The sequence below is a fragment of the Mycobacterium sp. genome, assembly GCF_035499775.1.
Lineage (GTDB): Bacteria > Actinomycetota > Actinomycetes > Mycobacteriales > Mycobacteriaceae > Mycobacterium.
In genome coordinates, this window is sequence record NZ_DATJYB010000332.1 from 1 (window position 1) to 26,985 (window position 26,985).

The window sequence follows — 26,985 nt, forward strand, 5'->3', positions numbered from 1 at the left end:
TCTTGCGTCCTGTTTGGGTTGCTGATCAGCCCCAGAATGTCTCCATCAAAAGATGGGTGCGGCAGTAGTACTTGAGGTTATCCACGGGCTCCGACACGAAATCGGCGCAACCCTGCGCGTTTTAGCCGTCAGAGCGCTGCGGCAAGGCCGGCAGCCACACGCGCGCCACCAGGGCCAGCCCGGCCAGTCCGATCACGAGAACCGTGCCAACTTGACTGGCGGCGCTGACCGAAATTCCCGACACAAATAGCAGTCCGGCACCGAATGCGGCGCCGAGCATCGCGACGGCCCCCCGTACCGTCCCGTCAGCGGCCGCGACCAGATACGGGACGCCGAAGGCCGCGAGGACGGCGAACGACACCAGCGGCACCGAGGCGTGCAGCTCGTGCCCCAGGAGGTGCTGCCACACCGCAGTCGAGATGCCCAGCGCGGCAAGATACGAGGCCAGCACCCCCAGGCCGGACACGATGCCACTGACGGCGCCGCGCCACATGCCGATCAGGCCTACTACCGCGAGCAGCATGACTGCCAAGAGCACGGCGTCGTGTTCGTCGGCGCTGCGGACAGTCGAGGCCACCTGCGTGGCCCCGGCCACCGCGATCTTGCTGTCGACCAGGCTGCCGTACTTCATCGCCTTACCGGCCGCGCCTTCGAGCTGCTGGGTGCGTGCCGCGGAATCCAGGTTCAGTCTGTCGCCGTCGGAATAGACGAATATGCGGGTCAACGTCCCGTCCGTCGAGAACATCGCTTGCCGCACATACTGGTACGACGGATCCGCCAGCGACTTCCGGGAGATATAGAAGCCACCCTCGCCCGTGTCGGCGAAGTCGGTGCTGACCGTCTTCAGGAACGTCGACACCTGCACGATCTGCGGCAGGGTGTTATTGATGGTCGTTTCCAGGTTGGGCACAAAGGTTTGCAGCTTCGCCAGCGCCGACTTCATTTGCAACATCACACGCGGTGCGGAGGCGAAGGCGCCGATGGTCTTGCGCGCGACGGCGCCGATGTGGTCCGCGCTGTCCGTCAGCGTCGTCACTTCGCCGATCACCGTGTCGACGCCGTCAACAACCTTGCCCACCGACGAGCACACCAGGTCGGCGGGACAGTCCTGGACGCCGCCCATCCAGCCGCGCACGGGTTGCATGTACCGCGACACTTCCCCCGTCACGCCCTTGATCTGCCGGGTACCCGAAAGCAGCACGTCGACGTTGCGCTGGATCTCGTTGGCCCCGGCGAGAGCGACCTTCATGCTCGCGTCCAGCTCGTTGACCGCGCCGGTCATCTGATCGATGATCGTCCCCAGTGACTTGATCGCATTCAACTGCGGCACAAACGACCCGGCCCCGCGATCCAGCTGATCGCTGAGCCTGCCCATCGCCGAGGTCAGCGAGGCGTCACTCCACGGGACGCCGCCCGGCCAGGCCGCCGACTGCACCTTGCGGACGCCCGGAATCTCCATCAGCCGGTGGCTGACCTGATCGATGGCGATGAGCCCGCCCGGGTCGCGAAGGTCGTGGGGCGATTCCACCACCACCACGTCGGGCAGCGGATACCCCGGGAGGATCTGCGCGGACTTGGTAGGGGCCGGGTTTTCGGCCAGACCCCAGCGCATCCCGACGACGGGCAGTGCACAGATCGCCAGCACCATGGCGGTGACGACAACCGGCCTGGAGAAACCGGTTGCCGACCGCCGAGCTGGCTGGGTGCCGCCGGACGGTCCCGCGGATCCGGTCGGACCAGTTAGGGCGGGCGGCAACGTCAACGAAGCCGCAAGTGCCACAACGACACCCAGGCCGGCCATACCGACACTGTGCAGCGCCGGGGTCCGGGCCAGCAACAGCGGAGCGGTGAGCAGCACGGTGCACGCCCCGGGCAGCGCCAACGCGGGCAGCTTGCCGCGGGACTGCGCGAGCAGCATGGTGGATGCGGTGATCATGCCGATCGTCAGGACGGCCGCCAGGGTTGCGGAAAACACCGTGAATACGTTTCCGCCGAGGTGACCCCCCAGCAGCCCGGTGAGCGGCCACGCCACCGCGACGGATAGCCCGGCCGTGAGCAGCATGATCCCGACGGCCTTCGTGGATCGCCGGGCGCGCAACAGCAGCAAGGCGGCGATCACCGCAACGACGACCGCGATCGCCGCGCCCTGCCAGACCGCCAGGTGCAGGGCCATGCCGTTGGTGGTGGCCGGGACCGTGATGCGGGCGGTGATGCCGGGCGCCAGCGGGACCTTGTGCAGCACCGCCCGCGCAGCGTCGAGCGATTCCTGCGCCTTGGCGCTTCCCGCCTCGCCGACCAGCCACACCAGTGCGGTGGCAGAACGGCCTTCGCGGCCGGTTCCCATCGGGGCGGTGAGGGGATCCGACCACCAGTCGAGGACGGATCCCACGTGCTTGGTGTCGGCGCGCAGGGCGCTGACTGCGGCGTCGTAGTAGTGCTGGTCGTCGGATCCCAGCGCGCCGCGTCCTTCCAGCACCAGGTAGGCGATGGCGTTGGTGCCGGTGCCCGGGAATGCCTTCGCAATCCGGTTGCCCGCGCTGGTCTGGGTGTGCTGCGGCAGCAGCGCCGAGCCGGTGGCTTTGGGCGGGCTCAGCGCGAACATCAGGTTTGCGATCACCGCCACCACAATCCAGGCGGCGACGATTAGGAGGTTGGCGAGCCGGGGTGACGTGCGGCTGCCGTCGGCTGGCACGCTCGTAATCGTACTGACACGCGCGCCCGTCGAGGACGTTTTCAAACGGATGTACCAAATTCTGCTAGAACGGCCGACTGGGACTACGCGTCCAAGCGGGCGAATTGATCCTGCCGATACTGCTCGACACACGCCCGTCGCCGAACCTTGCCGCTGGTGGTGGTCGGGATCGAGCCGGGCGCTACCAGAACCAGATCCGCGACGCTCAGACCGTGCGAATTCGACAGTGCCGAGGTGACTTCCCGCTTGATGGCGCCCAGCCTTGCCCGCGCCTCGTCGTCCGTCTCACCGCGTTTCTTCAGTTCGATGATGGCGACCAGTTTCTCGGAGCTGCGGTCGCCGGGAACCGATATCGCCGCGCACCGGCTTCGGGTGATCTCCTGGATCGTCGCCTCGATGTCGTCGGGGGAGTGGTTGCGCCCGTACACGATCAGCAGATCCTTGATCCGGCCGATGATGAACATCTTGCCGTCGGCGACAAAACCCGAGTCGCCGGTGCGCAGCCAGGGACCTTCCGGCGTGCCCGGCGAAGGGGTGACGATCTTCCCGCCGAACGTGCGCTCACTCTCGTCAGGCCTCTGCCAATAGCCGGCAGCCACGTTGTCGCCGTGCACCCAGATCTCACCGACATTTCCCTCCGGACACTCGGTACAGGTGTCGGCATCGACGATCCGCACCATCGGCGACGGCGGCAGCAGGTAGCTGACCAGCGGCGTCCCGTCCCCGGGTGCGCACCGCACCGCATGGCCGTCGGCCAACTTCTCAGACTCGAACTCGAGGAGATCCGGTGGCTGACCCGCGCGGCTGCTCGCCACGTAGACCGTTGCTTCGGCGAGACCATACGCGGGCCGGATCGCCTTTGCTGGCAGGTTGGAGCGCGCAAAGCGGTCGGCGAAGCGTTTAAGGGTCGCGGGGTGTACCCGCTCGCTCCCGCTGAGGATGGCATGTACGTCGCCGAGGTCGAGCCCGGCCATGTCGGCGTCCGAAACTTTTCGTGCCGCCAGATCAAAGGCGAAGTTCGGTGCTGCCGAAAAGGGGTGGGTATTGCTGGCCAACATGCGCATCCACCGGGCCGGACGCTGCAGGAACGACGCCGGGCTCGTGAGCACTGCCCGCCATCCCAATAGGATCGGCGCACAAACCCCCAGGTACAAACCCATGTCGTGATAGAAGGGCAGCCACGATACAAGCGTCACATCCGGCGGGGGGACCCCATCCGTATCCGCAAATAGATCAGGTATCAGCTGTTCCAGATTGACCCGAACGTTCTGATGGGACATCATTACGCCGGCCGGTGTGCGCGTCGACCCTGACGTGTATTGCAAATACGCTGTGGCCGGGTGGTCTGGGTCCCCGGCACCAGATCCAGTCGGAGAGTCCAGATCCAGTGAATCAACCTCGATGACTGCGGGTTCGGATTCAGCGGGGCCTGCCGTTAAATGCTGGGCGACATCGTCTACTGCCGAAGATGTCGTGAGAATGGCAACGGGTGACGCATCGATGAGTACCGAATCAAAGCGATCATCGGTGGCGCCCCCGAGTGGAACCGAAAGCGGAACCGCGATACGCCCGGCCTGCAAGGCACCAAGGAACGCAGTGATGTAAGCCATCCCCTGTGGTGCCGATATCACTACCCGATCACCCGGCGAACCGTGTGTACCCAGCTCCCGTGCCACGTTCAGCGTTCGCCGATACAGCTGCAACCAGGTCACGCTTTCCGCGACGCCTTCCCAGTCCTGCTCGTAATCGATAAACGTGAACGCCGTGTCATTGGGCTGCAGACGGGCGCACGCGCGCAGCAGGGACGGAAGGGAACGCACATTCATGGGCATTACGTTACCGGCCTGGTTCGGCGGTTTTAGCGGCTTTTTGGAAACTGACCGGACGCCCCAAGGTGTCGGTGAGTCACATTTCGCCAGCTCAACAGCGGTTTCGCGGCGGTGTGACGACCCAGGGCGCGGACGTCACCTGCGCCGTTGCCCTGCTGCGCGGGGACAGAGCTGTGGAGGAGCAGGGAATTCTCGGTTTTTGTACACCCGTGCCCATTCGGACGTCTAAGCTGCCTGGTGTCAAGATCCGAGTTAGCTCGGATTGGGGGCTCTGGGAGCGGCACCGCGGCCATTTCGTTGCCCATAAAAATCCGGTGATGTCGGGTTCACACCGGTTGATCCGAGACGAGGTTAATAAAGCGATGGACACACGTGTCACTCCCGTTGCGGTCATCGGCATGGGATGCCGGCTCCCCGGGGGGATCGACTCGCCCGACATGCTGTGGGAATCGCTGGTCCGCGGCGATGACCTGGTCACCGAGATTCCGGCGGACCGCTGGGACGCCGACGACTACTACGACCCTGAGCCGGGGGTCCCCGGCCGGACGGTGTCGCGCTGGGGTGGGTTTCTCGACGACGTCGCCGGCTTCGATGCGGAGTTTTTCGGAATTAGCGAGCGCGAGGCGACTTCCATCGATCCGCAGCACCGACTGCTGCTGGAGACCGCGTGGGAAGCGATCGAGCACGCCGGCCTGGATCCAGCGTCGCTGGCCGGGTCCTCGACAGCCGTGTACACCGGGCTGACCCACGAGGACTACCTGGTACTCACCAAAGGTTCGGGCGGTTTGGCCAGCCCATACGTGGTCACCGGTTTGAACAACAGCGTGGCGTCCGGGCGGATCTCCTACGCACTGGGCCTGCATGGCCCGGCGATGACCTTTGACACCGCGTGCTCCTCGGGGCTGATGGCCGTGCACCTGGCCTGCCGCAGCCTGCACGACGGGGAAAGCGACCTCGCGTTGGCGGGCGGCGCCGCGGTGCTGCTGGAGCCGGACGGCAGTGTGGCGACGTCGGCCCAGGGCATGCTGTCGTCGACCGGCCGCTGCCATTCGTTCGACACCGACGCGGACGGGTTTGTGCGGTCCGAAGGTGTGGCGCTGGTGTTGCTCAAGCGACTGCCGGATGCGCTGCGCGACGGCAACCGGATCCTCGCGGTGGTGCGCGGCACGGCTACCAACCAGGACGGTCGCACCGAGACGCTGACGATGCCGTCGGAGGACGCGCAGGTGGCCGTCTACCAGGCGGCATTGGCGGCCGCGGGCGTTGAGCCCGAAACCGTCGGCGCGGTGGAGGCGCATGGCACCGGTACCCCGGTCGGTGACCCGATCGAGTACCGGAGCCTGGCGCGGGTCTATGGCGCCAGCGGTCCCTGCGCCATCGGATCGGCCAAGAGCAACATGGGACACAGCGAGTCGGCGGCCGGGGCAGTCGGGCTGATCAAGGCGATCATGTCGCTGCGCAACGGGTTGGTGCCGCCGCTGCTCCACTTCAACCGGCTGCCCGATGATCTTGCCGAGATCCAGACGGAACTCTTTATGCCGCAGGAGGTTACGCCGTGGCCTAACGGCAACGGCAACGGCCACGCGCCGAAGCGGGTCGCGGTCTCCTCGTTCGGGATGTCGGGAACCAACGTGCACGCCATCATCGAGGAACCGCCGGCGGCGGCTCGGGCAGAGGCTCCCGCCGAGGCCGCCGAGGGCCCGCGGCTGTTCGCGTTGTCGTCCACGTCCGCCGACGGGCTGCGTGCGACCGCGCGGCGGCTCGCCGACTGGTTGGACAATCGGGCAGCCCGCTCCTCCAACCCAGTGGACCTGTCCGACCTGGCCTTCACGCTGGCGCGCCGTCGCGCACATCGGACGGTGCGCACCGCGGTGGTGGCGGAGACGGCGGCGGAACTGACCGAGCGGCTGCGGGAGGTCGCCGAGGGCGAGCTGCTGTATGACGCCGCGGTGGGACAGGGCGAACGGGGACCCGTGTGGGTGTTCTCCGGGCAGGGGTCGCAGTGGGCCGCGATGGGCGCCGACCTGCTGGCGTGCGAACCGGAGTTCGCCGCCACCATCGCCGCACTGGAGCCGGTAATCGCGGCGGAGTCGGGCTTTTCGGTGACCGAGGCGATGACGGCGAAGGAGACCGTGACCGGCATCGACAAGGTGCAGCCGACCATCTTCGCGATGCAGGTCGCGCTGGCCGCCACCATGGAGAAGACCTATGGGGTGCGCCCGGGTGCGGTCGTCGGTCACTCGCTGGGGGAGTCGGCCGCGGCCGTCGTCGCCGGCGCGTTGTCGCTGGAAGACGGCGCGCGCGTCATCTGCCGCCGCTCGAAGTTGATGCTGCGCATCTCTGGCTCGGGCGCCATGGCATCGGTGGAACTGCCTGCCAAGCAAGTGAATTCAGAGCTCATGGCCCGCGGAATCGACGATGTCGCGGTCTCGGTGGTGGCCTCGCCGGAGTCGACGGTGATCGGCGGCGCCACCGAAACGGTGCGCGATCTCGTCGCACGGTGGGAGCAGCGTGAGGTGATGGCGCGCGAGATAGCCGTCGACGTGGCTTCGCACTCACCGCAAGTCGACCCGATCCTCGACGACTTGGCCGCCGCGCTGGCTGATCTGCAACCGATGGTGCCCAAGGTTCCGTACTACTCGGCCACCATGTTCGACCCCCGCGAGCGGCCGGTGTGCAATGGCGCTTACTGGGTGGACAACCTGCGGCACACCGTGCAATTCGCCGCAGCGGTGCAGGCCGCGCTGGAGGACGGCTTCCGTGTCTTCGCCGAGCTGTCACCACACCCGTTGCTGACTCGCGCCGTCGAGCAGACCGCCCGCAGTCTCGACATGACGGTGGCTGCGCTGGCCGGCATGCGGCGCGAGCAGCCGCTGCCGTACGGGCTGCGCGGCGTGCTGACGGATCTGCACAGCGCTGGTGCTGCCGTGGACTTTTCGGTGCTGTATCCCACCGGGCGGCTGGTGGATTCGCCGCTGCCGACGTGGACCCACCCCCGTCTGTTCATCGACGGCGAGGGACAGGAGAAGGCGCAGGGCGCCTGCACCATCGCCGTACATCCGCTGCTGGGCGCCCATGTGCGGCTGCTCGAGGAGCCCGAGCGCCACGTCTGGCAGACCGATGTCGGCACCCAGGCGCTGCCCTGGCTGGGCGATCACCAGGTGCACAACGTGGCCGCTTTGCCCGGGGCCGCCTACTGCGAGATGGCGCTGTCCGCCGCCGTGGAGGTCTTCGGCGAGGGATCCGAGGTCCGCGACATCGCCTTTGAGCAGATGCTGTTGCTCGACGATCAGACTCCGATCGACGCCGTCGCATCGTTGGACGCGCCAGGTTTGGTGAACTTCGGGGTGGAGTCCAATGTCGAGGGTGAGAACACTCGGCACGCCACCGCGACTTTGCATGCGGCAGAGGACGAGTCCGCACCGGCCGGCTACGACATTGCGGGCCTGTTGGCCGCGCACCCGGTCAGCGTGAACGGGGCCGAGATGCGGGAGTCGTTCTCCGAGCGTGGTGTTCAGCTAGGTCCCGCGTTCAGCGGCCTCGCCACCGCGTGCACCACGGAGACCGGAGTCGGCACCGTGCTGGCCGAAGTGGCGCTGCCCGCGTCGATCCGCTTCCAGCAGGGTGCCTACTGCATCCACCCGGCGCTGCTGGACGCCTGTTTCCAGTCCGTCGGCGCAGGCGTCTCCAGTGACGCGGCGAGCGTCGGTGGCGGCCTGCTGTTGCCGCTGGGTGTGCGTCAGCTGCGTGCCTATGGACCCACCCGCAATGCGCGTTACTGCTACACGCGCGTGACCAGGGTCGACGCGACCGGCGGTGAGGCCGACCTCGACGTGCTGGACGAGAACGGGAACATCCTGTTGGCCGTGCGCGGGCTGCACATGGGCACCGGGACCTCCGAGAGCGGCGAACGCGACCGGCTGCTCAGCGAACGGCTGCTGACCCTCGACTGGCAGCAGCGCACCCTGCCCGAGGTCTCCGAGGAAGCGGGATCCTGGCTGCTGATCGACACCACCGAGGCCGCGGACATGCTGGCTTCCACGTTGGCTGACGCGCTGAAATCCCAAGGCGCGGAGTGTGCCAGCCTGCACTTGCCGCGGCACACCGATGCAGCTACGACCCTCGAAAAGACCCTCGAAAAGCTGGGCAGCCAACTGCGTGCCCGCTCCTTCGACGGTGTGGTGATCCTCTGCGGGCCTCGCGCCGGCGACCCGGATGAGCAAAGCCTGCTGCAGGGCCGCGAACAGGTGCGTCATCTGGTTCGGCTGGCCCGCGAGCTGGCCGAATTGGAGGGGGAGCTGCCCCGTCTGTTCGTGCTGACCCGGCAAGCGCAGCTGGTGCGGCCGGAAGACGAGGCAAACCTGGAGCAGGCCGGGCTGCGTGGCCTGCTGCGAGTGATCGGCAGTGAACATCCGCTGCTGCGCACCACCCAGGTCGACGTCGACGAGCACACGCCAGTCGAACAGGTGACCCAGCAACTGCTGTCCGGGTCTGAGGAGGACGAAACCGCCTGGCGCAATGGTGAGTGGTACGTGGCGCGGCTGTGCCCCAGCCCGCTTGCCCATGACGAGCGTCGCACCGCGGTCTTGGACCCCGAGCACGACGGCATGCGGCTGGCGATCCGCAATCCGGGTGACCTGCAATCGCTGGAACTCGTTGCCAGTGACCGCATTCCGCCCGGCCCCGGGCAGATCGAGGTTGCGGTCAGCATGTCCACGATCAACTTCGCCGACGTACTCATCGCTTTCGGCAAGTTCCCCATCATCGACGACCGCAAGCCGCAGCTGGGCATGGACTTCGTCGGTGTGGTGACCGCGGTCGGCGGGGGCGTGTCCGGCCACCAGGTCGGCGACCGGGTCGGCGGCTTTTCCGAGGGCGGCTGCTGGCGCACCTTCCTGACGTGTGACGCCGACCTTGCCATCACGCTGCCGGACGCCCTGTCCGACGAGCAGGCGGTTTCGGCTGCCACCGCGCATGCCACCGCCTGGTACGGGCTGAACGACCTGGCCGGGATCAAGGCCGGTGACAAGGTGTTGATCCACTCCGCAACCGGCGGCGTGGGCCAGGCGGCCATCTCAATCGCACGTGCCGCGGGAGCGGAGATCTTCGCGACCGCCGGCAACCCGGCCAAGCGACAGATGTTGCACGACATGGGTATCGAGCACGTGTACGACTCGCGCAGCGTCGCGTTCGGCGAGCAGATTCGGCAGGACACCGACGGGTACGGCGTCGATATCGTGCTGAACTCGCTCACCGGTGCCGCTCAACGCGCGGGGCTGGAGCTGTTGGCCTTCGGCGGAAAGTTCGTCGAAATCGGCAAAGCCGACGTGTACGGCAACACCCGGCTGGGGCTGTACCCGTTCCGCCGCGGCCTGACCTTCTACTACGTGGACCTCGCGTTGATGACCGTCATCCAGCCCGGCCGGATCCGCGAGTTGCTCCAAACGGTATTCAAGCTCGCCGCGGAAGGTGTGCTGACCGCACCGGAGTGCACGCACTACCCGTTGACCGACGCGGCCAACGCCATCCGGGCGATGAGCAACGCCGAGCACACCGGCAAGCTCGTGCTCGACATACCGCGCACCGGCAGCAGAAGCGTTGCGGTGCCGCCGGAGCAGGCTCCGGTCTTCCGCAGCGACGGCGCCTACATCATCACCGGTGGCTTGGGTGGCCTGGGTCTGTTCTTCGCCGAGAAGATGGCCGCCGCGGGTTGCGGGCGGATCGTGCTGACCGCCCGCAGCCAGCCCAACCCCAGGGCCCGGCAGGCGATCGAGCGTCTCCGCAAGAGCGGGGCCGACATCGTGGTGGAGTGCGGCAACATAGCCGAGCCCGAGACCGGAGACCGCCTGGTGAGCGCGGCAACCGCCACCGGGCTGCCGCTACGTGGCGTGCTGCACTCGGCGGCGGTGGTCGAAGACGCGACGCTGACCAACATCACCGACGAGCTGATCGACCGTGACTGGTCGCCGAAGGTTTACGGATCGTGGAACCTGCACCGCGCCACGGCCGGACAGCCGCTGGACTGGCTCTGCCTGTTCTCCTCGGGCGCGGCCCTGCTGGGCTCGCCGGGTCAGGGCGCCTACGCGGCGGCCAACAGCTGGGTCGACGCCTTCGCCCACTGGCGCCGTGCTCAGGGTCTTCCGGTCTGCGCGATCGCGTGGGGCGCGTGGGGCGAGGTCGGCCGTGCCACGTTCCTGGCCGAGGGCGGCGAAATCATGATCGCCCCCGACGAAGGTATGTACGCCTTCGAGACGCTGCTGCGCTTTGACCGCACCTACAGCGGGTACATACCGATCCTCGGCGCGCCCTGGCTGGCCGACCTGGTTCGGCGCAGCCCGTGGGGGCAGATGTTCGAGTCCACTGGGCAAAGCTCAAGGGGGCCAAGCAAGTTCCGCACCGAGCTGAGTGCGCTGCCGCAAGACGAGTGGGCCGCCCGGCTGCGCCGTCTGATCGCCGAGCAGGCCGGTGTGATCCTGCGTCGCACCGTCGACGCCGACCGCCCGTTCGTCGAGTATGGCCTGGACTCGCTGGGCATGCTCGAGATGCGTACTCACATTGAAACCGAGACCGGGATCCGCCTGTCTCCCAAGGTGATTGCCAGCCACAACACCGCTCGCGCCCTGGCTCAGCACCTGGCGGACACCTTGGTCGAGGAGGAGGCTGCCGCAACGGCGACATAGCTGCCGAGCAGACGCAAAAGCACCCGCACGCTCGGCGTAGTATCGGGTGCTTTTGCTGGGTACCTCCCGCTTGCGGGGACTTCTCGCGCCTCTTCAGGTCACTCCATGAACATGCCGTAGTCCGAGGGAACCGCGCACAGCAGGGAACGGATCGCCTCGAGGACCTCTTCGGCCGGTATGTGTCCGTGATGCTCGATGATCATTCTCCCGTCCTGAATACCACAGCCATAGAAGTCGAGTGGGACGGTGATGGAACAGAAGAACTGGCCGTGGAATTCGCCCAGTTGCATTCCCTCGGGTGTCGGGATGTGAAACGCGCTGACATCGGTACAGAAGACCAGCGGTGGCAGCCCGGGGGGAGTTCCTTCGAATGCCACGCCGAAGTTCAGCGCCGACTGCTGAATCAGGCCGTCGGTCAAGTCGGCGCGGAATGTGGCACCGATATCCGTTGCCAGATCAACGATGTCGGTGTCCGGCCCAATCTCGGCGAGGTAGGTCGCCACTCCCACCAGGTTGGTACTTTCCGTCGGCCTTACTGGCGGGTTGAGAAAGTACCGCAGATCGACGGGATAGGCGTAGGGAATCGGGACGTGCGGGGTTTCGCGGAACTGCCACTCGGTCATTAGGATCGCGCCCGCCACCACGGTGTTGACGCTGACTCGATTGTCTTGGCAGAACTGCACCAGATCCGTCGTCTCCTCCTCGGTGAGCCGGACTCTGGTGACCGGAACACTTTGCGGGGAACCGGGATGCGCGATCAGGGTCGGCCGGACGGAGGGAGGTAGGTCGTAGGCGAACATCACCGGCATGAAACGCTCGACGCCCGTTACGCCGAGCCGCCTGATACCCCGACTTTCCAGCATCACCTCGAGCGGCGCGGGCGCGGGCTCCGGGGTTATGGGACCGGGGTCACCGTTGGTTACCACCGCGGTGTAACGGGTGAACAGCTCGTCGAGAAGGCCTGCGCCATGGTGACCGTCGGCGATGCTGTGGTGCAGATACACGGTCAGCAGCGATGTTCCCTTGCCGAGCGCCAATCGCAGATTCAGCAGGGATGCGGTCTGATCGAGCTGAATTCCGGGCGGCGGCCCGCCGCCCGCGCCCCACGGTTTCGTGTCGGTGCCGTCGACGACACACAGCCCGGAGTGCAGCAGGTCCTCGGCAACGAGGTTCCAACCGCCGTCGGGGCTTGGCTCGATATGACTGGCCAATACCGGGTGCGCCTCTACCAGGGCATCGAAGGCATCCGACAGCGCATCGACGTCGACAACACCGTGCAGCTCGATCGTCATGGACGTGAAAACCTCGTACTGGGCGAAAACTTCCTCGCTGTGCGACAGCTTTCGGATCACGGATCCGCCAAACACCTCGAGACTCCCACCCTTTCAACTCAATCGTTGAACGTCAATGCGTGCTGGCGCGCTTGTAGCCGATCGCCAGCGGTACCGCGTTTGTGACGCACATGAACGCGGTCCACCCCAGCATCGCGAGATACGGAACGAGGACCGGACCGCCCGTCGACAATCCGCGCATCGCCGCGACGGCGTAGCTCACTGGCTGATGCTCGACAACCGGCTGAATCCATTTCGGGTATTGGTCCAGCGGCAGCATACCGGTGGAGAAGAAAATCAGAAGTGCCTGCCCCACCTCGACAATCTCCACCGCGAGTACCTGGCCGGCGTAAAGCGCCACGGTGGTGACGCCGATGGCGAATGCGACGCCCAGTATCACCGGAACACTGAACCACATGAGGGTCGGGAGCAGACCCTGTCGAAACCGAAAGCCCATTGCGACGCCGGCGCCCAGTATCACAATGGTGGTGATCAGAATCCGGACCGCGTCGGCGAGGACCCGGGCCAGCATGCCCGATGCCCGGTGTACGGGCAGTACCCATAGTCGGGACAGCAGCCCGCTGGTGCGCTCGCGCATCAGGTCGATCGCGACGAACGTGGAGCCGCTGACCGCCCCGCCCAGGGCGAGCAGCGGCACCAGGCTGTACATCGCGTTGTCGTGGGTCATGGCGTAAATCAGGCTGCCGAGCACGATCTTGAGCACCAGCAGGAACATAATCGGGAACAAGAGTGCTTCGATGACGGTGACATAGTCACGCCCCCACCGCGTCAGCAGCCGCTTAGTCTGCAACAGCGTTGTCGAACCGAGTACCCGAAAGGAGTTCTCCGGGTAATGCGAAGGCGCGGGCGCAAGCCCGATTTCCCGACTTGCCGTTTGGATCGTCATCAGGGCCGCCTGGACACCAGGAAGAGGGATGTGGGTACCAGAACCAGCGTGACAGCGATCAACCACGCCAGCGTCGGCGTCATGACGGACCAGGTAACCGGTAGGACTCTCTTGGTGGTGTCCCCGGCCAGGGCGCGCAGCGCTATCACGAATTGGGAGATGGGTTGGTCTTGGACAAATGGGTGGATCCAAAGCGGAAACAGCCGCAGCGGCATGAGACCCACTGACAGCAGCCCGAAGGTCAGACACGGCAGGGTGAGCAATGGCAGCATCGCGTCGGGGTTCTTGGTAGCGGTGCCGAGCAGGTCCGCAGCGTAGGAGAGCACCGCCCCGATCACGATCGCCAACAGGCAGAAACCGATGATGTAGAGGGCTCCGCGGTGGAACCGGAATCCGATCACGTAGCCGCAGACCAGCGACGACGCCAAGCCGATGCAGCATCGGTACACGCCGGCTGACACCCGGGCAGCCACCGGCGTCACCGGAGGCATCGGCATGGATCTGAACCGTCGATTGACGCCCTGCTGCGAATCGAGCGCCGCCCGGAAGGCCGAGGAAATGGCGGCGAACGAAACGGCCTGCAGGATTATCAACGGCGTGATGTATTGCCCGATGTTGCTGGCGACGCCCGAACTGCCGCCACCCACAAAGCGGTTCCACGCGATATTGAACGGAATGTAGATGCCCGCTGTGAAAGCCCCCGCTGCGCCTACCGCGGTGATCAACTCTCCGTTGCGCAACGTGGGCACGATGAAACGGGTGGTGAGCACCCACCACTGCGTGAGCTTCTTCGGGCGTGGCTTGGCCATGCCGGGGTCCAACCTCAGACTGATGGTTGGCGCACTCATCACACGGCCCCGGACGCCACGTGACTCAACGCGTGGGCTTCGCTGGGATCTGCCGTGAGGGAGAGGAATACGTCGTCGAGCGACGGCCGGCGCAGCGCAATGTCGGCCAGCTCGATGTTCGCTTCGTCGATCCGGTGCGCGGCCTCGAGGAGCGTTCTCGTCCCGTCTGGCGCCGGCATTGCAATGCGGTCCGATTCGGACGTCAGCATGGCTCTGGTTTGATCGGGCAACAGCGAACCGAGGGCTAGGACGATGGCGCCCATGTCCTTAAGATCCCGCGGCACTATCTCGCACAATGTGTCGCCGGCGTGGTGCTTGAGTTCATGTGCAGTGCCCTCGGCGATGATCTTGCCGTGATCGATCAGGATGATCCTGTCACTGAGCGCATCCGCTTCCTCGAGATACTGCGTGGTCAGCAGCGTGGCGATGCCGAGCTTCTTGAAGCTGACCACCAGATCCCAAATAGCTTGTCGGCTGCGTGGATCCAGCCCTGTGGTGGGCTCGTCCAGGAACGCTACTTCGGGTCGGACCACCAATCCGCACGCGATGTCAATCCGTCGACGCATCCCGCCCGAGTAGGTGCTCACCTTCCGCTTCTCGGCGTGCACCAGGTCGAATTGCTGAAGCAGCTCCTGCGCCCGCTGGCGCGCCGCAGACTTGCTCAGCCCGTACAGCCGACCGAACATCACCAGGTTCTGCTCCCCGGAAAGCATGTCGTCGACAGCCACCTGCTGTCCGGTGACCATGATCGAGCGGCGCACACCCGCCGGCTCCGAAGCGACGTCGTGGCCGGCGACGATCGCCGAGCCTTGGGTCGGCCGGGTCAGCGTCGAGAGGATGTCCACCATGGTGGTCTTGCCCGCCCCATTCGGGCCAAGCAGACCAATCACTTCACCGCGGCCGACGTCGAAACTGACGTCGTCCAGCGCCACCACCTTGCCGTATGCCTTGCGAATCCCGCGAACCACCACGGCCATGTCGTTGTCAGTCATCAGATCCCTCCCTCAGCCCGCATCCAGGCTGGACAGGTCCACCAGCGCACCCGCTTCGTGTGCGCCGAGCATTTCGCTCTCGGCCTGCTCGTCCTGCTCCGCCGAAATGCCTTCCTGGATCAGGTCGCTGAGCGCGAGCGGGAAGTTGCGCGCCAGCGCTTCCGCGGTGGCCTGCGGGATCCGGCGGGTGTCGTACCACCAATCGAGATGCAGTGAGCCGCCGGCCCGGTACACCCGAAGTTCGATGGGATGGCCGAGGCCGGGCAACGTCTCGCGCTCCGGCATCGTCATGTCGGAGTCGAACTGTACCGGAGCATCGACGGGGGGCAGCTCGGGGATCACGCCCACATACCGGAAGTGGATGTCGGGTGTGCGCTGCGCTCCCAGCACGCGTCCGGTCGGTGCGTACAGGTACCGCAGCAGGCCGTAGCCGATTCCGTAGTGCGGAACGGATTTGAGGGTGTTGTGCACGTTGTCCAGTTGCTGAATCGCCGCCGCGCCAGAGCCTTTCGCGCATTCCAGCGCAACCGGGTAGTACGTGGTGAACCAGCCGACGGTCCGGCGCACGTCGACGTCGGGCCGCAGCACCGACCGGCCCTCGCCCTCGAGCTCGACGGCGACCACGCCGTCACCGACCGTCTGGGCAATCGTCCGGCCGAGCCCGGCCAGCACGATCTCCTGAATCGACCGGCGGAACCGGCGGCGGGCGTCATCCAGCTCGGAGGTCTGCTCGACGCTCAGCGCGGACGACAACTTGGTCAGATCGTCGGCACCTGGCGGTTGGCTGGATGATTCGGCCAGCCACAAGGTCACCTTGTCCGCGTTCTCGATCCAGTACGAGCGAGAGTCCAGGGCCGCCGGATGGGTCGCCAGAGCCGCGCAGCGTAGCGACCATTCGCGCCAGCCGGTGGTGACCGCTTCCAGGGTGATCTCCTGGTCTGCCAGCCGTTGCCCGAACGCGGTGATGATGTCGGTCCCCAGGATCTGCCGCGACGCGTCGTCGTTGACGATCTCGTGCATGGCAAGGCCCAGGTAGTGCGGACCGCCGTGCGCGGAAGTGATGTGCACGGCGGCCAGCGGTGCGTTCGAATCACTTTGGCTCGTGATGAGTTCGGCCAGGATTTTGGACACCGCGGCCCGCTCTTCGGCGCTGCCGGCCGCCACATCGTCGGGCAGCGACGCGGTCGAGAGGCGAGTGAACTCTCCCGGGGGTGCGATGTGCTGCTCCGCCATTCCGGCGTTCTCGACAACGTGCAGGCGCAATGCGTCGTGATGGTTGACCACCGCGGTCAGCGCCGCCCGAATGTCGTCCAGCCCGATCTTGGGGTCGAGTCGCAGGATCAGCGGGACGCGCCAGCGGCCGGTGTCGCGCAATCCCCGGTCGAGCAGGTACGCGATGTTGGGCGAAACCGCGGGATGCGCCTCGGCCCCTGGGGGTTTGGCCAACCCGCTGGAGGCGAACGAGGCATCGACGGCGGCCGTCAGCGAGGCCAGGGTGGGGTGTTCGTACAGATCCTGCGGCGTGATGGTCAGCCCTTCGTTGGCCGCCGCCATCGCGATGCTGATCGCCATCAGGGAATCGCCGCCCATGTCAAAGAAATTGGCTTTTCGATCCACCTCGGGCACGCCCAGGCATTGCGCCCAGATGCGGTGCAGCACGGCTTCGGTCTGCGACTCGCCGGGTGTCCCGTTCGAGGTGGCGGAAGCGGTAACCCCGGCGCCGACCGGTGAGCCATTGCTCGCGGCGGCAACGTGCGCCCAGGCCGTGTGATTGGGGTCGACCCAATGCCGTTTGCGGGCAAACGGATAACCCGGCAGCGAAACGAGGTGCGGCGCTGCCGGACGCCGCGGTGTCCAGTCGACATCGACTCCGGCCGACCAGAGCTCACCTAGAGCGCGCAGGAACGTGTCGCGGTCATCGGCGTTCTGGATCGGGTGACGCATGAGCCGAACGGAGCGGTGCCCGTTGGACCACTTCGGGTGCCGTATCGCCGAACCGGTCAGGCTGCCACCCGGGCCGACCTCGACCAGGATCCGGCCCGGCTCGGAGAGCGCCACATCGAGCTCGTCGGCGAAACGGATCGTGGAACTGATCTGACGCGTCCAGGTGGCCGGATCGGTGACCTGCTGCTCGGACAGCCAGGTACCGGTGAGGTTACTCAGCAGCGGGATGCGCGGCGCGCCCAACTGCTGCCGGGACATGAACTCCTGGAAGTCCGGCAGCATCGGATCCATTGAGCTGGTGTGGAATGCGTGGGTCGCGCGAACCCGCCGGACGGGTATGCCGGCCTCATTGAGACGTTGGGTGAACGCGCGGATCTCGTCTTTCGGCCCGGCGACCACACAGTTGCCGGGATCGTTCACCGCCGACAGCTCGACGCCGCCCGAGAGGTACTGAGCGATGTCATCGGGACCGACCGCGACCGCGACCATCGCCCCCGGCGGCGACTCATGCATCAGGCGGGCCCGCAGCGACACCGTCTTGATCGCCATCTCGAGATCGAACACCCCGGCCAGGGTGGCCGCGATGTATTCGCCGGTGCTGTAGCCGATGTACGCCCCGGCGCGCACACCGTAGCTGTCGACCAGCTTCGCGAGCGCGTATTCCACCGTGAACAGCGCCGGCTGCGAGCGGTCGATGCGCTCCAGATCCGTTGCGGTACCGCTAAATATCTCGTTTTGCAGGTCCCCACCCATCGCTTCGCGGAATCCGGCGGCGCAGGCGTCGAAGTGCTCGGCGAAAACGGGCTCGGTGTCGTAGAGCCCTTTCGCCATTCCGACGTGCTGAGCGCCCTGCCCGGGAAACAGGAACACGATCCGCTCCGCGGCCGATGTGACGGCGTCGGTGGCGCCGGCGTCCGAGGATTCATCGACGAACACGTTGTCGTGCTCGGCTGCGCGCAGGACCGTGGCCGCGTGCTCCCGGTCGTGCACGACGGCGGCCATCGTGACGTTGTGCTTGCGGCGCCGGGTGAGCGTATAGGCGATGTCGGACAGGTCCGGGGCATCCGGCCGCTCCAACGCGGCGGCCAGGGCGGTGCGCGAGTCTCCAAGCGCAGCAGCCGTTTTCGCCGACAGCAGCAGCACCTGCGGGCCGGTCGGCTCGGTGCGCGCGGTGACCGCCGGTGCCTCCTCGAGCACGACGTGCGCGTTGGTGCCGCCCACGCCGAACGAGCTCACCCCGGCCCGCAGCACTCCGTCCCACTCCCAGGGGCCGTACTTGCTCTGCACCACGAACGGGCTTTGGTCCAGACGCAGTTCCGGGTTCGGGCTGGTGTAGTGCAGCGTCCCGGGAAGCGCCCGATTCTTCAGGCACAGAATCGTTTTGACCAGGCCCGCGATTCCGGCGGCGACTTCCAGGTGGCCGATGTTCGACTTGACCGAGCCCAACACGCAGGGGCCGGGCCGGGGTGTTTCAGATATCTCGAACGCCGTTCGGAGTCCTTGGATTTCGATGGGGTCACCGAGCGGGGTGCCGGTGCCGTGGCACTCGACGTAGCTCACGGTCGACGCATCGACGTCCGACACCGCGTGGGCTTCGGCGATGACGTCGGCCTGGGCGGCCGGATTGGGCGCCGCATAGCCCATTTTCGCCGAGCCGTCGTTGTTGATCGCCGACCCGCGGATGACCGCGTGAATGCGGTCCCCGGCGTCGATGGCGGCCTGCAGGGTTTTGAGCGCCACCATCGCGACACCGCTGCCGAAAACCGTGCCGTCGGCCCGCACGTCGAAGGGCCGGCAGTGGCCGACCGCTGACACCATCGATCCCGGCGAGTTGAAGTAGCCGACGCGGTGCGGGATGCAAAGCGACGATCCGCCGGCCAGCGCCATGTCGCACTCGCCGGACAGCAGGCTCAGGCAGGCCAGGTGCACCGCGACCAGCGACGACGAGCACGCGGTCTGCACCGCGATGCTCGGGCCGCGCAAGTTGAACGCGTGGGATATCCGGGTGGTCAGAAAGTCCTTGTCGTTCTGCAGGAACAGGCTGAACTGGTCGAAGTTGAGCCCCTCGCCCAAAACGGCGTTCGGGTCGCGATGGGACAGCAGGTTGTGCAGCAGATAGCCGCTGGGAGAGCTGGTTCCGTACACGCCGATCGAGCCGTCGAATTGCGCGGGGTCACAGCCGGCGTCCTCGAGCGCATGCCACGCGCACTGCAGGAACAACCGGTGCTGTGGGTCGAGCACCTGCGCGGCCAGCGGCGGGAACCCGAAGAAGTCAGCGTCGAACTCATCGATCGCGTCAAGTAGCGGAGCGCGACGCACATACGCCGGATTGGCCAGTGTCTGCTCGCTGACTCCTTCGTCGCGCAGCTGCTGTTCGGACAGCGTGACGATCGACTCCTTGCCGCGCCGCAGATTGCTCCAGAAGGCCGAAAGATCATTGGCGCCCGGGAATTTGCCGGCCATGCCGACCACCGCGATCGCGTTGTCGGGGATGCTCACTGGTTTTGTCCTCTCGGTACTTCAGGTCTAGCCGGTCCAGGTTTAGGTCTGCGCCGCATCGCGGCTCCGTGTCGCGCCGCCGCGCGCTGCTGCGCCCGGTCGCGGACGATGTCAGCCTGTTCCTGCGCCTCCTCAGGGTCCGAAAGCCCGAGTTGGCGCATCATGTCGATGGTCAGGTCTTGCAGGGACGCACCCTGCAGTATCAGCGCCACCGGCGGCTCCACGCCGAAGTCCGCCCGTGCGCCGTTGCGGATCCGCACCGCCATCAGAGAATCCAGCCCCAGCTCGGTCAGGGGCTTGTCCAAGGCGATCCCGGCATCTCCGGCCGATCGGTCGGCGTAGCCCATCACCGCGGCAATGCGCGCGCACATGCGCTCGGTCACCGCGCGCTGGGCTTCCGCGGGGTCGAGCTCGCGCAGCCCGTCCGGACCGGCCCAGTCGCCGAGGTCGCCCACCGAATCGAGTTCCTCGACCACCCTGGTGAAGTAGCCGATGCCGCGGATCTCCGGGAAAGCGATCAATGCCCGGTCGGCGCGCAGTCGGGCAACGCCGGTCAGGGCCCGGTCGGCGGCCAGCAGCGCGTCGAGCGCCTCGATGCCCTCCGCCGGCGTGATCGTGTCGAGAACACTGCCCACCAGTTCCTGGGCGACGCCCACCTCCGACCACGGCCCCCAGTTGATCGCCGCCGCGGGCAGACCCGCCTTGCGGCGCCAGCCGACCAGCGCGTCCAGCCAGGCGCTGGCGCAGGCGTACGCGCCTTGGCCAGGGGAGCCCAATAGTGAAGCAACGGAGGAGAATCCGAGCCACCAGTCGAGCTCACAGTCGGTGCTGGCGTGGTGCATGCGCAGCGCTCCGGCGGCCTTGGGCGCCCACACCCGCTCCAGGTTGTCTCTGGTCATGGAGAACACCAGGCTGTCTTCGATGACCGCCGCGCCGTGCACGATGCCGCGCAGATTGGATTTTCCGGCCGCTTCGATCAGGCTTTCGGCCACGCCCGGCGCTGCCACATCGCCACGGACCACCACGATTTCGGCGCGGGCCTCCAATTCGGTCAGCACCTTGCGCTGCTCGTCGTTGGGCTCGCTGCGGCCGTTGAGGACCACGCGGCCCGCCCCGCGGTCCACCAGCCAACGCGCGACGACCAAGCCGAGACCGCCCAGACCACCGGTGACGATGTATGCCGCTCCGGGGCGGACCACCGGATTGTGCTTGCTCGCATCGATTGTGGCGTGCGACAGCCGTTCGACGAATCGGTGGTCACCGCGGTGCGCGATCACGTCATCACCGACGGACGCGGTGGCGGAATGGTGCAGTTCCTCGGTGAGGGCGGTGAACGGATCGTGCGTGGCATCGAGGTCGAGCATGGTGGCGCGCAGGTCCGGATGCTCGAACGCCAGAGCTCGCACCAGGCCCGTCAAAGCGGCGGTCGCGGGGGCCACGGGCTCGTCGTCGTGAACGGACAGTCCGCCCCGGGTGACCAGCCACAGCCGCGGTGACCGGCCGTGCCAGGTGCCGACGACCGCGCGAACGACGGTCGTGATCGACCACACCGCCTCCCGCGCTGCCACCTGCCCGTCGTCCAGTCCGGTCGAGGCGCCGCCGACGAAGACGACGATGCCCACGGGCGGAAGCTCGGGATCGCCTGCGGTTTCGGCGAATGCGGCGAGCATCGCCGATTCGTCGTCGAGTTTGGCGGTGTGCACCCGCCGGTCCGGTGAGTGCCATCGCCCGACGAATTCGTCTGCCATCGATTTGGCCTCGGGGCCCAGCGCCGGGTCGGCGAGGACCAGCCAACTTCCGCGCGCCACGTCGGTGGCGGATGTCTCGGCATCGGCCGAGATCGGGCTTTCCACCCATTCGGCGTCGAAGATCTTCTGCGTCAAAGGCAGTGGTACCGCGCGGCGTTCGACGCGGCGCAGATAAATGCCGTCGACCTCGGCTGCAACCGAGCCGGAATCGTCGATCAGGACGACCTTGCCCAACTTGCCGGAGCCGCCGTCCAGGTTGGTCAGCTGCGCGCGGCACCGCAGGTGCCGGCCGATATCGCGGTACACCCGGATCGTCTCGAATGACACTGGCAGATAAGAGGCTTCGGCTGACCCGGCGACTTCGCCGTCGGAAACCGCGGCGGCCATGCTTTGCAGTGCGGAGTCCAGCACGACGGGGTGCAGTCGATACTCGGGATGGCGGGGAGCCTCGTCGGGAAAGGTGATCTCGGTTTCCGCGGAACCGTCGGGCAGGCGGCTGATCCGGGTCAAGCCCGCGAAGGCGGGACCGTGGTGTTGACCGGTCTGGCGCAGCAGGGCATAGAAATCGGCCGGCGACACGGTCGTCGCGTTCGACGAACCGCTCGGCTCGCGGTACGCGGGTGCAGCGTCGCGCGGCGCTTGTTCCACCCGGGCGGTGGCGTGCCTGGTGAACTCGCCACTGCTCGAACGGGAATAGATCTCCACCCGAATCGTGCTGTCCGCGTTGCGAATCAACTGCGTCGTCAAGCGGGTGTGGTTGTCCAGGGGAAGCATCTGCTCCACCTCGAACTGCTTGATGACGGTGTCGGCGGCCGCCAGCGCTTCGCTCGCCGCGGCCAGGGCGATCTCGGCGAACCCGGCGGCCGGCATGATGGGTTGGCCGAACACCTTGTGGTCGGCCAACCAGGGACATACGTCGGTGCCGACATCGGACTGCCAGACATGGCCACCGCTGGAAGGCATTTCGATGTGGACGCCCAGCAGCGGGTGGCCCGCGGCCAGCCGCGACATCGCCGATCGGTCCGCGACCCAGAATCTGCTGTGCTGCCACGGCGTGGGTGGCAGGTCCACCAGGCGACCGCTGCTGTGGTCGGCCGCGGTCACCCCCAGCGCGGCGAGTTGGGTGTGGAAGAACAGGGTCTGGTCATGCTCGCGGTTCATCGCCGACATGACGAGATGGCTGCTGGCGCCGTCCAGGGTGTCGGTGATGGCGTATGTGAGCACGGGGTGCGGACTGATCTCGACGAAGGTGTGGTGGTCGGCGCCTGCGGCGCTGACGGCCTGGTGGAATCGGACCGGGTTGCGGAGGTTGGCCGACCAGTAGGCGGCATCCATCGTCGACTGGGAGCTCTCGAAAACGGTGGTGATGATCGGGATGCTCGGCCGTTGCGGGGCCAGATCCGCCAGCGCGCTTCGCAACTCGGGCAGGATCGGGTCGATGATCGGGCTGTGCGAGGCCACGTCGACCTCGATGCGCCGCGCCAACCGGTTCTGCGCCGCCACCGCCGCGATCACCGCGTCCACCGCCTCCGGCGGCCCGGCGATCACCGACTGGCGTGGCGATGCGTGCACCGCCAGCGTCACTTGCGGATAGTCGGCGATCAGCGACTCGGCGGCCTCGGCGTCCAGCTCGAGTAGCGCCATCGCCCCCTGACCGGACAGCCGCGCCATCAACCGCGAACGGGTCGCGATCACCCGCAGGCCCTGCTCGGGCGTCAACGCGCCGGCGACCACCGCCGCGGCCACCTCACCCATCGAGTGCCCGATCACCGCATCCGGAGTCACCCCGTAGGACCGCCACAATTCGGTCAGCGCCAGCTGCATGCCGACCAGCACCGGCTGGATACGGTCGATGCCCACCACCTCGTCGCCGTCGGCGAGTGTCTGGTACAGCGAAAAGCCAACCTGTGCGACGAATATCGGCTCCAGCTCGGCTACCGCCTTGGCGAACGCCGGCTCGTCGGCCAGTAGCTGCCGGCCCATCCCGGCCCACTGCGAACCCTGACCCGAATACACGAACACCCGGCCGGGCGCGCTGGCGTGCTGATCGCAGCCCACCACCCCGACGCGCGGCTGTCCTGCCTCCAGCGCCCGCAACCCGGCGATGGCCTCGGCGCGGTCGCGCGCGACCACGGTCGCGAACTTCGCGTGCCGGGGCCGGTGCTGGTTCAGGGTGTGCGCGACGTCGGCCAGCGCTGCCGTCGCACCGGGTCCGGACATCCAGTCGGCCAGCGCCGCGGCCATGGAGGCGGCCCGGGCGGCCGTCTTGCCCGACATGGTCAGAGCCGAAACATGCTGCGCCCCAGAGGACGTCGGGACCGGGGCGTCTGGCGCCTGTTCGATCACCAGATGCGCGTTGGTCCCACTGAGACCGAACGAGGACACCGCTCCCCGGCGCGGGCCGGCGCCCGCCGGCCAGGGGCCGCTCTCGGTGGGCACGAACAGGCGCGTCGCCGACGCGTCGATGGCCGGGTTCCACCGGGTGAAGTGCAGATTGCGCGGAATGCGCCCGCGCTCCACCGCCAGCACCGTCTTGATGAATCCGGCCACGCCGGCGGCCGCCTCCAGATGGCCGATGTTGGTCTTGACCGACCCGAGAGCGCACGAACCCTCGCCGCGGCCGTAAGTAGCCGCCAGCGACTCGAACTCGATGGGGTCTCCCAAAACCGTTCCGGTGCCATGCGTTTCGATATAGTTCACACTGTCGGGGGTGACGTCAGCGAGCTTGAGGGCGGACGTGATCACGTCGCGCTGCGCCAGCGCGTTCGGTGCGGTCATACCGTTGGACCGCCCGTCCTGGTTGGTCGCCGAACCACGGACCACCGCCAGCACCCGATTCTGGTCGCGGATCGCGTCGGACAGCCGCTTGAGCACCACCACGCCGCAGCCCTCGCCGCGCACGAACCCGTCGGCGTTGGCGTCGAAGCTGTTGCACCGCCCCGTCGGCGACAGCGCCGACCACTTGGACAGCGCGATGGCGGTGAATGGGGACAAGGTGAGCTGCACCCCGCCGGCCAGTGCCACATCGCTCTCGCGCAGCCGCAGGCTCTGACACGCCATGTGGATCGCCACCAACGACGACGAGCACGCGGTGTCCACGGCGACGGCCGGACCGCGCAATCCCAGCAGGTACGAGATGCGTCCCACCGCTGCGCAGTGCGGTGTTCCGGTGCTCAGGTACGCGTCGATGTCGGCCATGCGCTCGATGTTGACGATCGTGTAGTCCCACGACGACAGCCCGGCCAGCACAGCGGTTCGGCTGCCGCTCAGGGAATCCGGTGGAATGCCGGCATGTTCGAGCGCCTCCCAGGCGACCTCGAGCAGCATCCGATGCTGCGGATCCATCGCCACGGCCTCGCGGGGTGTAATGCCGAAGAAGTCGGCGTCGAATTCGTCGACGTCGCGCAGGAAACCGCCCCACTTCGTCGTCATCCGCCCCGATGCCGACGGGTCGGGGTCGTAGTACGCGTCCGCGTCCCACCGATCCGGCGGCACCTCGCTGATCGTGTCCACGCCGTCCACCAGCAGCTGCCAAAAGCTTTCCGGCCCCGTCACATTCCCCGGGAAGCGACAACCGATGCCCACCACCGCCACCGGCTCTGCGATGTCGGTCGGGAACGCCGTACCGGCCCGGACCAGCTCGCGCGCCAAGGCCGCTCGCGCGTTCGGCGACAGCTGCGCCGCGCGCTCCGCCAGACTTGTCATGAATCGCCTCTCGTAGCGGCTTCCAGCTCGCTGGCGTCGACCAGATCGGAGAGCAAGTCCATTTCCTCGTCCGACAATTCGGGCTCCTCGTCGGACGCCTCCTGTGCCGCGACCGGTGTGACGTAGTCCATCCGTTCACACAGGGCGCCGGCGAGATCGCTGATCGTGGGATAGGCCCAGACCAGCGCGACCGGCAGCGTGATGTCCAGACTCGACTCCAGCCGGTTTCGCAATTCCAGGCCCATCAGTGAGTCGAGACCCAGCGTCTCCAGCGGCCGGTTGTGGTCGATGGGATCGCTGGAGCGCAGCACGCCGCGGATCTCGTCGGCGATCGCTGCCGCCAGATGTCCGGGGCGTTCGGCCGGGTCGAGCGCGTCCAGTTGCGCCCGGATCTTGCCGCCGCCGCGTCGTTCCACTGCCGTTGTGTCGCGCAGCTTGGCGAACAGCGACGACCCCGCCACCGCCGGGAAGGACTGGAACCACTGCCGGGCGTCGAGGTGGAGCACGCCGGTCCGGCCGCGGTCGGCGGCGAGCACCGTCTGCATCGCCGCCAGCCCCTGCTCGACGGTGATCAGCGAGACGCCGAGATCGGCGAAGAACTGCGCACGCCCGACTTCGGCCCATGGGCCCCAGTTGATTCCGACGGCGGGCAGCCCGAGGGCGCGCCGATAGGCGACCAGGCCGTCGACCCACGAGTTCGCCGCCGCATACGCACCCTGCCCTGGCGTGCCGAGCAGCGCCGACGCCGAGGAGAAGGTCAGCCACCAGTCGACGTCGCGCGCGGCGGTGGCCTCATGCAGCCGCCAGCTGCCGGTGACCTTCGGAGCGAGCACCCGCCGGGCGGCGGAATCGGTCATGTTCAGCACGATCTCGTCGGCGAGAACCATGGCGCTGTGCAGCACTCCGGCCAGGCGGAAACCGGCGTTTTCGACCGCTTCCACCAGCCGCTCGGCCGTGCCGGGCTCGGCGATGTCGCCAGTGACCACCTCGACGCGGTGACCCGCGGCGTTCAGTTCATCGATGGCGCCCCGAACTTCGTCGTCGGGACCCGAACGTCCGTTCAGGACAATCAATCCCGCGCCTTGTTCGGCCAGCCATCGCGCGACCACGAAACCCAGGCCACCCATGCCGCCGACGATCAGGTAGCCGCCGTCGGGGCTGACCAGTGGTAGCGGCGGCGGGGACGCGACCGCCTCGATGCTGCCGCTATCCGGGATCGTGATGACGATCTTGCCGGTGTGCTTACCCGATGCCATGAGCCGGAACGCGTCGGCCGCGTCGTGCAGGCTGAACTCGGTCACCGGCAGCACCTCGACCTTGCCATCGGCTACGTGCCCCAGAATGTGTTGCAGCAGTTGGCGATACTTCGCCGGCTGCAGCTTGAGGTTCAGGTCGAGGTCGACCACAGCGAAGGATGCGCTCTTGGCCAGCGCGGCCAATCCCAGCTTGGCGTCGGCGAAGACGTCCCTCTTGCCCAGCTCGATGAACCGGCCGCCAGGAGCCAATATCTGCACGCCACGCTGAATCGCCTCGCCCGCCAGTGAATTGAGCACGACGTCGACACCGTAGCCGTCGGTGAGCTCGAGTATTTCGTCGGCGAAGTCCACGGTCCGGGAATCGCCGACGTACTCGACACCGAGCCCGGACAGCATCTCGCGCTTGGCCTCCGAGCCGGCCGTGGTGTAGATGCGGGCACCGAGCATCTGGGCGATCGAAACCGCGGCCATGCCGACACCGCCGGTGGCGGAATGGATCAGCACGCGTTCGCCCGGGGCCAGCCGGCCGACCTCGCACAATGAGTGCCAGGCGG

At 67.1% G+C, this 26,985-nt stretch carries 10 protein-coding genes; 1 reads left to right on the forward strand and 9 read right to left on the reverse strand.

Going from position 1 to position 26,985, the window contains the following annotated elements:
* Window positions 1–121 precede the first annotated feature (121 nt).
* Window positions 122–2,692, reverse strand: a complete 2,571-nt coding sequence (locus VML93_RS20975) for an MMPL family transporter (protein WP_325613646.1) — start codon at window positions 2,690–2,692, stop codon at window positions 122–124.
* A gap of 83 nt (window positions 2,693–2,775) precedes the next feature.
* Window positions 2,776–4,518 (reverse strand): fatty-acid--AMP ligase FAAL28/FadD28, encoded by a 1,743-nt coding sequence (gene fadD28, locus VML93_RS20980; RefSeq protein WP_325613648.1) that lies wholly within the window; start codon window positions 4,516–4,518, stop codon window positions 2,776–2,778.
* A 365-nt stretch (window positions 4,519–4,883) separates the two neighbouring features.
* Here fadD28 and pks2 point away from each other — a divergent pair, with 365 nt between their 5' ends.
* Window positions 4,884–11,201 (forward strand): sulfolipid-1 biosynthesis phthioceranic/hydroxyphthioceranic acid synthase, encoded by a 6,318-nt coding sequence (gene pks2 / locus VML93_RS20985; protein WP_325613650.1) that lies wholly within the window; start codon window positions 4,884–4,886, stop codon window positions 11,199–11,201.
* Window positions 11,202–11,299: 98 nt separating this feature from the next.
* Here the strand turns inward: pks2 and VML93_RS20990 are convergent, their stop codons facing one another.
* The 7 genes from VML93_RS20990 to VML93_RS21020 form a co-directional block, all read right to left on the reverse strand.
* Window positions 11,300–12,568 (reverse strand): phthiocerol/phthiodiolone dimycocerosyl transferase, encoded by a 1,269-nt coding sequence (locus VML93_RS20990; RefSeq protein ID WP_325613651.1) that lies wholly within the window; start codon window positions 12,566–12,568, stop codon window positions 11,300–11,302.
* Window positions 12,569–12,605: 37 nt separating this feature from the next.
* Window positions 12,606–13,439 (reverse strand): ABC transporter permease, encoded by an 834-nt coding sequence (locus tag VML93_RS20995; RefSeq protein ID WP_325613653.1) that lies wholly within the window; start codon window positions 13,437–13,439, stop codon window positions 12,606–12,608.
* The gene (locus tag VML93_RS21000; RefSeq protein ID WP_414686407.1) at window positions 13,439–14,287 is read right to left on the reverse strand and encodes an ABC transporter permease; all 849 of its coding nucleotides are present in this window, start codon (window positions 14,285–14,287) and stop codon (window positions 13,439–13,441) included. The genes VML93_RS20995 and VML93_RS21000 overlap by 1 nt, the downstream gene beginning before the upstream one ends.
* Entirely contained in the window at window positions 14,287–15,279 is a 993-nt protein-coding gene (locus VML93_RS21005) for an ATP-binding cassette domain-containing protein (RefSeq protein WP_325613657.1), read from the reverse strand. The genes VML93_RS21000 and VML93_RS21005 overlap by 1 nt, the downstream gene beginning before the upstream one ends.
* A 12-nt stretch (window positions 15,280–15,291) precedes the next feature.
* Window positions 15,292–19,722, reverse strand: coding sequence for a beta-ketoacyl synthase N-terminal-like domain-containing protein (locus VML93_RS21010; RefSeq protein WP_325613658.1), 4,431 nt, complete (start codon window positions 19,720–19,722; stop codon window positions 15,292–15,294).
* Window positions 19,719–25,175, reverse strand: coding sequence for a type I polyketide synthase (locus tag VML93_RS21015; protein WP_325613660.1), 5,457 nt, complete (start codon window positions 25,173–25,175; stop codon window positions 19,719–19,721). The genes VML93_RS21010 and VML93_RS21015 overlap by 4 nt, the downstream gene beginning before the upstream one ends.
* Window positions 25,172–26,985, reverse strand: a 1,814-nt coding sequence (locus tag VML93_RS21020) for an SDR family NAD(P)-dependent oxidoreductase (protein WP_325613662.1), incomplete at its 5' end; no start/stop codon positions are given. The genes VML93_RS21020 and VML93_RS21015, both read right to left, overlap by 4 nt.